The sequence below is a fragment of the Methylonatrum kenyense genome (assembly GCF_023195885.1).
In the GTDB taxonomy this organism is placed as follows: domain Bacteria; phylum Pseudomonadota; class Gammaproteobacteria; order Nitrococcales; family Aquisalimonadaceae; genus Methylonatrum; species Methylonatrum kenyense.
In genome coordinates, this window is record NZ_JALPKO010000008.1 from 74,488 (window position 1) to 85,136 (window position 10,649).

Genomic DNA, 10,649 nt, shown 5'->3' on the forward strand with positions numbered 1-10,649 from the left:
TTTTTTGGTCAGTTCGTACCTTTGGTCTGTTAAGGAAACACTGATCTATTCGCGCGCCTGCGTTGGCGTCCGCATTTTTCCGAGGCGCGGCGCGCTCCGCAGCGCCGCAGTCGGGAAAAACGCGCCCCAATCCGAAGGATCCGGCCGGTTTTGGGCCAGCGACGGTTAAATCCGTGTTTGCTTGCGCGACTCGCGACTACGGCTGAAAAATGATTTCGAGACCGGGTTCGCCAACGTTCCGGCCACCGAAACATGGTGCTACTTTTAGGATTGTGGGCACTGTGACCGAAGCGCGGGAACCGTCACCCCGGCTTTCACGGAACATTCGGGATTCAACCAGGGTGATGAACCGGTCGAGCACGATGTGTCCGATAGCTACGGCGCTAAAAACAATGGCCGGTTGGCCAAGACGACGGGTGGAAAATCAAGATGAGCCCCACCACAGGCACGGATATTGGCGCGGGGAACTCGGCGGGCAAAGACTTTACCCTGCAAAACGACCTCGACAGTTGGGTGTTCGCTTCGAGCGAAGGCGCCGACATCGACCTCTACTGCCTTCCCCCGGCGGGCGCTGGCGCCGCGACCTACCGGACATGGCCGGAGGTTTTACCCAGGCACATCGGGGTCCATCGGATTCAGCCACCGGGACGGGAGAACCGATACCGCGAACCTTGTTGTGAAAACATCACGGATTATGTTGCCGCCGTATGCGGACTTATCGAAAGAACACCTGACCGGCCATTCGCCCTATTTGGCCACAGCATGGGCGCCATGATCGCCTACGAGGTTGCGATTCGGCTGCGCCAACGAACAGGCCGCCAGCCGGAGCACCTTTTTGTGTCGGCCTTCATCAGTCCTCGGACACCACGACCGGAACCAATTCACGAATTGCCTGATGAGGAGTTTCTTCGACAGTTGCGCATTCGCTACGACGGAATCCCGGAGGAACTGCTCCAGTATCCCGAGGTTCTTGAACTGATGCTGCCCATCGTCAGAGCCGACCTTGCGTTGATCTCGACATACGACTATCGCCCAAACGCTCCCCTGACTTGCCCAATCACGGTGCTGGGCGGCCGCTCCGACCCCTGGATCAACGAGGACCAGCTCGAGGACTGGCAGCATGTCACTACGGTTCCGCTTTCCCGACACCTACTACCCGGAGGGCATTTCTACCTCAACTCCGCATCCTCCGAGGTGCTGCGGATCATTGACCAGACGCTGCGGCAATGAGCCTGTGCATAGACTTGGCGGATACCCCGCTTTCCGACGCGTTATCCCGTCTGAACCAGCGGCTGCCTGGTGATCTGTGTCTGTTGCACGCACCAGTCCTCGACAGGTGGCGGGAAACCTTTGATGTCGAACGTCAGTTCGTGGAAAAGGCCGTCGAAAAACGTCGAAGGGAGTTTTCAACGGGCCGATGGTTGGCGCGGCAGGGCCTCAAGCGCCTCGGCATCCCGCCACAAGCGATACCGAGCGGCGCGATGCGGGAGCCCCTGTGGCCACCGGCGATGGTCGGAAGCCTGACCCACTCCGGGTTGGTGTGCGCCTTCATAGGAGGACTTTCCAGCAACTACGATAGCGTGGGACTGGATCTGGAGTTGTCGCCGGCGCCAACCCCGGAACTCGCCCACCTGATCCTCTCACGATCTGAACCGCCGGCTTACCGCGAATCGAATACGCTACGGCTGGTGTTCAGTGCCAAGGAGGCCGTCTACAAGTGCCTGTATCCAGTCTGCCGCAGGCTATTCGATTTCCACGACATTGTCCTGGCCATCGACTTCCCGGCACGCTCGTTTACCGCACATCCGCAAAACGAGATGCGTGCATCGGAAGCAGTGGAACGGGGTCACGGCATTTTTGAGTCCTGGGATGGAGGTGTGATGACCCTGTTCACGTTACCGAGGGCTTGAAACGAATCACCAGCCGTTTCTTCGAACACGTGGAGTACTAGGTGTGAATGCCGGAGCGGCAACTGGAGACCAGCCATGAGGGAACTTTCACCTGTCCTTCTGTTTGCCTACAACAGGCCCGAACATACCGAACGCACCCTGAAAGCGCTGGCGGATAACGCACTGGCTATCCATTCCCGACTTGTCATTTTCTGCGATGGCCCGCGCACCAGGAACGAGGCGGAAAACACCCGTCGCGTCCGTGAAATCGCGCGCCAGGCAGAAGGGTTTCGCAGCGTGCAAGTGGTCGAGCGACCATCCAACCTCGGCCTGGCGCAATCGATCATTTCCGGCGTAACAGAGGTGCTCGAGGCTCATGACACGGTGATCGTATTGGAGGATGACCTTATTACATCCCCTTTCTTCCTGCAGTACATGAACGAGGCGCTGCAGCTTTATGCGGATGACGAGCAGGTGCTCAGTGTCTGCGGGTATACGTTCCCGGTTTCCGGGCAACTTCCGGAGACGTTTTTCCTGCCTGGCGCGTTTTGCTGGGGTTGGGCCACCTGGCGACGGGCATGGACGCTGTACGAACACGATGCGGAGAAACTGCTGGCCGAAATCATTCGCAGGAACCTCATCTACGAGTTCGATTTCCGGGGAACCGACCCCCTTGCCAAGATCCTGCAGATGACGGTAAACCGGGATGCCCGGGCCGATTCCTGGGCTACGCGCTGGATGGGGACGGCCTGCATCCATGGCAAGATGACGCTCTACCCGGGTCGGTCGCTGGTGGAGAACGCGGGCTTCGACGGTTCCGGTCGCCACGCCAACCATGAGCGCCGTTTCGATACGCCCCTCGCGGACCGTTCACCCCGGGTCGAACGCCTGCCCCTGGAAGTGAACGAGAACGTGGTGCGTCAGCATAGGAACCTTTTCCGGCAATGGCGTATCGGCGACGACATCGCCTCCAGGCTCTACTACCGCATCGCCGCCCTGCTGCCGGCCGCGGCGGAAAAGTACCTCTACACGCGTCTTGTCCGTCGCCGACTCAGGCGCCAGGCCACGGCCGCGATTGCCCGCGTGATCGACGGTCACTGAGCGAAACACCCTCTCCGGAACAACGCGCCGCCGATTCATCGGGCATTGGCCGGAAGGAGCACGAACTATATTTGGACGTACGTATGGAAGCGGTCGCCAGGAACACAACGCCATGAACAAACCATACACCTCAACTTTCCGTGGCACGTTGGCGGTTTTACTCGGCACAATCCTTTGCTGGACCACCGGGCTGACCGCAGGAGACAACCTCGGGTCCATCGCGATCGGCGTCATGGGCGACAGCAATTCCGATGAGTATCGGGCCGACGACAACCGCGGCGGCGCGTTCTCCGAAGTCACCTTAAACTGGGTAGAAATCATGCAACGGACCCGCGACGTGGATTTCGGACCCTGGGGCAACCGAAGGGAGCCACGGCGCACGGGTTACGCCTACAACTGGGCACGCTCCGGAGCACGAGCGGCGGACCTGGACCCACAGGCCCGGGGCCTGGCCCGGCAGGTTCGGGCCGGTGATGTGGACTACGTGCTAATCCACATCGGTACCAACGATTTCCATCCCAACAGCTCGTACGGGGACGTCTATCACGGTCGGGTTTCCGGCACGGAACTGGAACAGAAAATCCTACAGATCACCTCGGATATTCGTTCGGCCATTTCCCTGGTCAGGCGCGAAGGCGCCAACGTGGTGGTCACGGGCGTCCCGGACCCCGGCTTGTATCCCGAATTCCAGCAGATCTACCCGGACGCACAGCAGCGCCAATCGGTTAGCAATGCCATCGACCGAATCAACGACTCACTGGCCGCGGACGCCGAGCACGATCCGCGCATCACCTATGTGGACATGGACGTCATCGCAGACGAAATCATGGCCCGCGCCGACGACGGAAGCAGCTACATACTGGTGGGCAACCAGCGCATCAGCAGGACCGCGCGGAGCAATGACCCCTCGCATCTGCAACTCGACGACAACGCGGGTCACGGTGGCACAGTGGTAAACGGACTGTTGGCCAACACCCTGTTCATCACCCCGCTCAACGAGAGTTTCGGACTGGATATTCCGCAACTCAGCGATGAGGAAATCCTGTGTATCGCCGGACTAAAGGAGGAGTCCGCTTGTGCGACGTCGCCAGAGTGACACCCCCACCTGCTCAAAGCCAGCCGATAAAGACATCCAGACTTTGCGCTGCCGATGGCTCTAATCCGCCTGGCGCCGCAGGATCCCCTTGACCAGCTTGGTCAATCCCAGCCGGCCGCGGGCCCTCCAGGGGACCAGGGTGAAAAACACCAGAAAGGTAAGGAGCTTCAAGGTGGTTATCGAGAAATCGGCCAGCACATCGCCACTGGCACCACCTGGCAAGAATTCGAGCAGCAGCAGCAGCAGACAGGCGAACGCGAACGGCGCGTAAACGTCAGCGAGAAAACGCCAGACTTCGCCGATCGACTGCTGCATGGCCCGCAACACGTGGAAGATGATCACCACACTGAAGGCCAGATGGGTCGCCGCGGTGCCCAGCGCAACTCCCCCGATTCCGTAGCCCAGGCTGATCAGGCCATAACTGAGCACCGCATTCAACGCGACCGCTCCCAGCGTGAGCAGCAGCATGCTGCGTTCCCGGTTTAGGGCTACGCACAACATCAGCGGCATGACCGCCACGCAGTAGAAGAAGGCTCCCAGGATCAGAATCCTGGTCACCGTTATTGCCGGCACGTACTCAGGCAGCGCATACAGGATAGGCAGGTGAACCAACAGGAAGGCGGCACCCACCAGGTAGGGCATCAGATAGGCCACTAGCAGGGTCGGCCGGACCAGGTAATCCCGCAACTCGCGTACATCGTCGCTCTGGCCAGCCTTCTCCATCAGGCGAGGGAAAAAAATCGCCCCGAAGACATCCGACAGGGCCATGTAGATCAGCGAACTGACCAGTACGGCCAAACCGAAAAAGCCCAGCATCTCCCGGGGCAAGCGGGCCGCAATGATGATCTGGTCCACGCTTTTCAACAGCAGGAAACCCAGCCCTGTCAGCATCACCGGTAAACCGATCCGCACCAGCGGCCACAGGACACCGGGTGAGAAACGCAGCCGCGGCAGCGTTCGAACCGCCAGGTAAAGGTATGCGCAGGTTACGGCCTGAGCGAGCAACAGCCCGATAAGCAGACCGCGCAGACTCATGAAATAGACCAGCAGCACGCCCAGCCCCGCAGCCAGGAAATCATGCATGATCCTGGATTTCCCCAGCACGAAACCCTTTTTCTCGGCCACCACCAGTACGCTGTAGAAAGTACGAAACTTGTCCAGGGCGATATGCAGGGCAAGGAAGATGACGAAGTCCACATAAATCTGACGATGGCCCGCGGCCGCCATCCAGGCGGCAGCACCGAGCAGCAGGACACCGGCTGCAGCCGCGTACAGGGCGTTGGCGCCAAACACTGTGCCGATCACGAGATCCACTCTCCCCGGATCGTTGCGGCCACGGTGAAACGAGATCTCCTTGCGCAAGGCATCGAAGGTGCCGCCGTGGGAGAAGACCTCATAGCGGGTGATGAGACCGAAGATGGTGCGCAGGCCGTAAAGTGCAGGGCCAAGCAGTGCCGCCGTGACGACACCCCCCAGGAACTTGAAAAAGATGGCCAGGTAGGAAGCGAGATAGATGAACAGCGACTCGCGGAACAAGCCGTGTCCGGTCGCGTTCACCCGTGCGCGCTCCAGCTCGCAGCCCAGTCTCTGACGATCCGGCGGAGGGTCTGCTGGCCGCCCAGCAGACTGAAATCATGGTTCATGCCGGGTATTATTTCGGTCCGCAGATGCGTGGCCGGGATGGTCTGCTCCAGCTTCGGCCGCAGCTTCAGCCGATAAAAGTCCAGGCTGGGATCCCAGGCGCAGTAGACCATGAGGACCTGCGTCCGATGGCGGACCAGGCTGTTCAGCGTCCCGTCCAGATCAAACGCGCGGGTTTCCTCGTCCACGCTCTTGTCGCCCCTGCCGGCAAGCAGGCCGCGAAGGGAATTCAGTAGATCTCTGTAACGCGCCCCGCCGCCGAGCAGTCGCAGCCAGATGGCGGGTTTCCTTACCGCCAGGCGCAGGTAATAGCGCAGATAGGTCCTGGGCCCCTGAAGGTTGACCAGCGCAGCACCCACCACTCGGGAATCGCGGGCGGCAGCAATCAGGGAAATGGCCGCTCCCGAACAATTGCCCAGCAGCACGAACCGGCTGTCACCGTAGCGGGTTTCCAGGTGATCCATCGCCTGGACAGTCTCACCCGCCCAGCGCTCGGCGATGGAGTGCGTACCACCGGAAGCCGGGCTGTCACCGACACCGGAGAGGTCCAGGCGCAGACTCCGAATACCGGTAACTGCCAACTCTCGCGCCATGGTGACGTGAAGTCGATTGGGTCCCACCCGATGCAGCAGACCCGAGTTGAGGAAAACGAAGGTGGGCCGATCCAGGTTGTCCGTGGCCTTATAGGGCACGGTCAGAATGGCTTCCAGGGCCTCGTTGTCACCGAAATGCACCACGACTTCTCTCACGGCGCCACCTCGTCAAACCAGGTTTCGGCCGCACGCCAGATCTCTACCGGGACCACTTCCTTGAAAGGTTCTTCCAGCCACAGCCTGGGCCCGTCGAATCGCAGCCGGTCCACGCAGGCGCCAAGCCGCCCAAGATGACTTGTCAGGGAGTCGAGTTGCGAATCTCCGACGCTGTCCACAAGCAGCACCCGTCTGGCCGGGCAACGGTCGAGTGTCAGCAAGTCGATCCGATTCAGTTCCGCCAGCAGCAGACTGCTGAAGGGGAAGCCGAGAATCTCCGTGGTTTCCGGACCGCCCGCCGGCCCGACGAGGGCTGCGGACACGTAGGAGCGCCGCAACATCTGTTTCTGCATCATTGCAAGCTCTTCGCGGTGGACGCGACCGTTGACGACCGGGTTCCACAGCACCAGGCAGTCCACATCGTCGCGTTCCGCGGCAACGAGCACCGCCAGAGTCGCTCCCATGCGCATCCCGCACAGTGCCTTACCCGTCAAACCGCAGCGGGAGCCGAGTTCCTCCGCCGCGCGGTGCAGGTCCCGCTGCCACTGGCGCAAACTGGTTTCCTCATGGTCCCCCCAGGAATCACCACAGCCGTGGAAATCGAACCGCAGGGACGGAAACCCACGCCGGCTCAGCCTTCCGGTGAGCTGGTAAATAGCCCGATGGCAGCGCATGTACTCCTGGCCCATCGGGTACACCATCAGCATGCCGGTGGCCTTCTGCATGCCATTCCCGGGTGGATGAAAACTGCCGAACAGCGGCGCCTCCTCCGGGCCGAAGAAAAACGTCTCCTTATCGCGCTGCAGGGGAACCGACTGGGCAATGCCGGAATCTTCCGCGGGCGCTACGCCTCGCCGCCGCTGATCACAGCTAGCGGCCAGTTGCTCCAGCGTCTGAAAGATCAGTTCCCTCGGGTTAAGGCGGATGCCGATGGTTCGCTCCACCCGGGCAGTGCAGGTGGCCGCAAGCAAGGAATGGCCCCCAAGATCGAAAAAATTGTCCTGCAGTCTCACCCCAGACACATCCAGCAAGTCCTGCCAGATCCCGGCAATGGCACGCTCCGTAGGCGTCCGGGGAAGGGGCGCGCCATCACCCGGGTTCGGCTCAGCCGCCGGTGCATCAGGCAGGCGCTTGCGATCGATCTTGTTGTTGGGCGTGCGCGGCAACGCGGCCATTGGCAGATAGAAGGCGGGGACCATGTAGTCCGGAAGCCGCCCACGAAGGAATTGGCGCAACGCGGCCGGGGCCGCGTCACCAACATAACAGGCGATCAGGCGCCGGTTGTTATCGCTGCCCCCTAGTGCCACGGCACATTCCGAAACCTCCGGATGCGCGGCCAACACCGCCTCGATTTCACCCAGTTCGATCCGGTAACCCCGGATCTTCACCTGGTCGTCGACTCGGCCCAGGCATTCCAGGCGCCCGTCCGGCCGGTACCGGGCCAGGTCACCGGTGCAGTACATACGGCCGGGATGGAAGGGATTGTCCCTGAAGCGTTCCGTGGTCAGTTCCGGCTGGTGAAGGTAACCCCTGGCGACGCCGTCGCCACCAATCCAGAGTTCGCCCGGCACGCCGACAGGTACCGGTTCCCCCTTCGAATCCAGCACGTACATGCGGGTGTTGGCGATGGGGCATCCGATGGTTATCGGATCATCGGAACGTATCCGCGCAACTGATGACCAGATAGTGGTTTCGGTGGGGCCGTACATGTTCCAGAGTTCGCCGCAGGTCGGCAGCAGCCGGTGCACCAGATCCCGACCCAGGGCCTCACCGCCGCACAACACCTTCAACCGCCCGTCGCCCTGCCAGCCATACTCGAGCAACATCCGCCAAGTGGCAGGCGTAGCCTGCATAAGGGTCACGCCAGCCTCTGCCATGTGCGACGCAAGCCTTGCCGGATCGGTTGCCGTGCTGCGGCTGACCAGTTCGATGCGGGCACCACGGATCAGGGGCAGGAACAGTTCCAGGGCAGCGATATCGAAGGACAGTGTGGTCACCGCCATCAGCACGTCGTCCTGGTCCAGTCCGGGTTCGCTGCCCATTGACCACAGGAAATTGGTCAGGGCACGGTGCTCGATCTCCACGCCCTTCGGACGGCCCGTGGAACCGGAGGTATAGATCACGTACGCCCGATCCTGTGGAGCCGGAGCGGCGCACCACGGCTCCACCGTATCCAGGATCCCGTCCGACATCAGGTGATCGAGACAGACCCGGGTGACCCCATCAACGCCGACGGTAACGTCCTCCAGTTGCGTATGGCTGAGCAGTACCGGCGCACCACTGTGGTTCACCATGTAACGCAGCCTGTCGGTCGGAAAATCAGGGTCCAGGGGCACATAGGCGCCCCCGGCCTTGAGTACCGCCAGCACCGCAACGAGCATCTCGGGCCCCCGATCCAGATGCACCCCGACGAGGATTTCGCGGTCCACGCCAATCCGGCGCAGGTAGCCGGCAAGTCGGCTGGCACGTAACTCCAGTTCGCGGTAGCTGAGGCTCTGGTCTTGGAACCGCACGGCCACAGCATTCGGTCGCCGCGCCGCCTGCTCGGCGAACAGTACTGCGACGGTGCGGTCTTGCGGATAGCCTCGGTCGGAGGCATTCCATCGCTCCACCAATTCCTGTCTCCGCCCGGAATCCAGCAACGGGAGCAACGACACAGGGGCTGTTGCTGCGCTGCTGGCCGCGGCACGCAGAATCACCAGCAGGGCGTCTGCCCAGGCCTCAGCCGTCTCCACCTCGAACAGTTCCGTGTCGTAGCGCAGGGCAAGCAGCAGGGACCTGCCGCGAGGCCAGACTTCCAGTGAAAGCTCAAACTGACCTTCCTGCTGGCGGATCGGGAAAGGACCGAGCGTCAAGGCGCCGACCTGGATGCGCTCTGTTTCCGGGGCGAGCATCAATCGCTCAAAGAGACTGAAACGGGTGAAATCCTGCAAGGCGAACATGGTTTCGAACGGTCGCACAACCCGTTCCGTCCGATGTTCAAGGCTTTCGAGCATGCGCGGCAGCGGGAAGTCCTGTCGCGACATCCCCTCGATGACCACGGTGCGGACTTCCTGCAACAATTGATCGAGCGTCTGATCGCCCACCTGCCGAAAGCGCAGTGGCAGGATATTGACCAGATCCCCCATCGTGGTCGCGAAACGAGCCGACGGGCGGCCCTGTACGGAAGCGCCGACGATGATGTCGCCCTGACCGCTCAGGCGACACAAGAACGCTGCCCACAGTGACAGCAGGCAAACGTAGTCCGTCACCCCGTGGCGCCTGGCGAGGTCCCGCAGCGCCTCGGTCAGGTCGGCGTCCACGGTCCGGGTAACCGAACTCCCACGAAGCGCCGGTATCTGTGGTCTTGGCCAGTCGGTAGGCAGCCCCAGGGGCGTTGGTGGAGGGTCCAGCACCCCGTTCCAGTAGGCCTGCTGCGCCTCGGCCTTCGCAAGGGTCGCCTGCTGCCACTCGACGAACTCCTCGAAACCGGCGCCATCCGGCCGAGGCGGGACCGACTGGGCCGTGGCCAAGGCGGAATACACGGCAAGCAACTCGTCGAGCAGAAGAAACAGCGAGGTGCCGTCAATGGCGATGTGATGGACCGTCAACAGCAGGACATGATGACCTGCCTGCTCCTCGAACAGGCACGTGCGAAACACCGGCCCGGTCTCCAGGTCGAAAGGCCGTGCCGCCTCTGCCTCCACGGTGGCGCGCGTCCGCTCGGCGTTCAGGCCACGTACGGATTTCCTGGAAACGGCAACAACAAGGCTGCCGACGACGCGACGCCGGGGGACGCCATCTACAAGGGGGTAGCTGGAACGCAGGCTGGAATGCCGGTCCACCAGTACCTGCACGGCCTCCTCCAGCAATGCCACGTCCAGGGAATCCCAGAGGCGCAGGGAAATGGACAGGTTGTAGGCGCTATTGTCCGCGACCAGTCGCTGAACGAACCAAAGACCACGCTGGTTCTCGGCGAGGGCGCCGTCCTCCACCCAGCCTTCTGCCTCGGACCGCAGCAGCTCGATAACCTCGTCACGGTTCGTTTTCAGGCCATCCCGCAACGCCGGAGACAACGCCTCCGGTGGTGCCCGGAATCGCAATCGCCGACCCTCGACCCAGAGTTCCACGCCTGCGCTCCTGGCCGCTTCCAGGAGTGCGACGGCCTGCACATCGTTTACCCTGGTGGCCATA

At 61.9% G+C, this 10,649-nt stretch carries 7 protein-coding genes; 4 read left to right on the forward strand and 3 right to left on the reverse strand.

Annotation, left to right across the window (positions count from 1 at the left end):
- Positions 1-429: 429 nt before the first annotated feature.
- From M0534_RS10730 to M0534_RS10745, 4 genes are all read left to right on the forward strand, one after another.
- Complete coding sequence (locus M0534_RS10730) at positions 430-1,230, forward strand: thioesterase II family protein (protein WP_248568426.1); 801 nt, start codon at positions 430-432, stop codon at positions 1,228-1,230.
- Positions 1,227-1,910, forward strand: coding sequence for a 4'-phosphopantetheinyl transferase family protein (locus M0534_RS10735; protein WP_248568427.1), 684 nt, complete (start codon positions 1,227-1,229; stop codon positions 1,908-1,910). Before M0534_RS10730 ends, M0534_RS10735 begins: the two co-directional genes overlap by 4 nt.
- A 75-nt stretch (positions 1,911-1,985) precedes the next feature.
- On the forward strand, positions 1,986-2,990 hold the full coding sequence (locus M0534_RS10740; RefSeq protein WP_248568428.1) for a glycosyltransferase family 2 protein: 1,005 nt from the start codon (positions 1,986-1,988) through the stop codon (positions 2,988-2,990).
- 112 nt (positions 2,991-3,102) lie between these two features.
- On the forward strand, positions 3,103-4,086 hold the full coding sequence (locus M0534_RS10745; protein ID WP_248568429.1) for an SGNH/GDSL hydrolase family protein: 984 nt from the start codon (positions 3,103-3,105) through the stop codon (positions 4,084-4,086).
- A 60-nt stretch (positions 4,087-4,146) separates the two neighbouring features.
- Here the strand turns inward: M0534_RS10745 and M0534_RS10750 are convergent, their stop codons facing one another.
- Genes M0534_RS10750 through M0534_RS10760 form a run of 3 tightly spaced genes read right to left on the reverse strand, consistent with a single transcriptional unit; the run spans position 4,147 to position 10,648 of the window.
- Complete coding sequence (locus M0534_RS10750; protein WP_248568430.1) at positions 4,147-5,643, reverse strand: oligosaccharide flippase family protein; 1,497 nt, start codon at positions 5,641-5,643, stop codon at positions 4,147-4,149.
- Entirely contained in the window at positions 5,640-6,476 is an 837-nt protein-coding gene (locus tag M0534_RS10755; protein ID WP_248568431.1) for an alpha/beta fold hydrolase, read from the reverse strand. Before M0534_RS10755 ends, M0534_RS10750 begins: the two co-directional genes overlap by 4 nt.
- Positions 6,473-10,648, reverse strand: coding sequence for a non-ribosomal peptide synthetase (locus M0534_RS10760; protein WP_248568432.1), 4,176 nt, complete (start codon positions 10,646-10,648; stop codon positions 6,473-6,475). The genes M0534_RS10755 and M0534_RS10760 overlap by 4 nt, the downstream gene beginning before the upstream one ends.
- Position 10,649 lies beyond the last annotated feature (1 nt).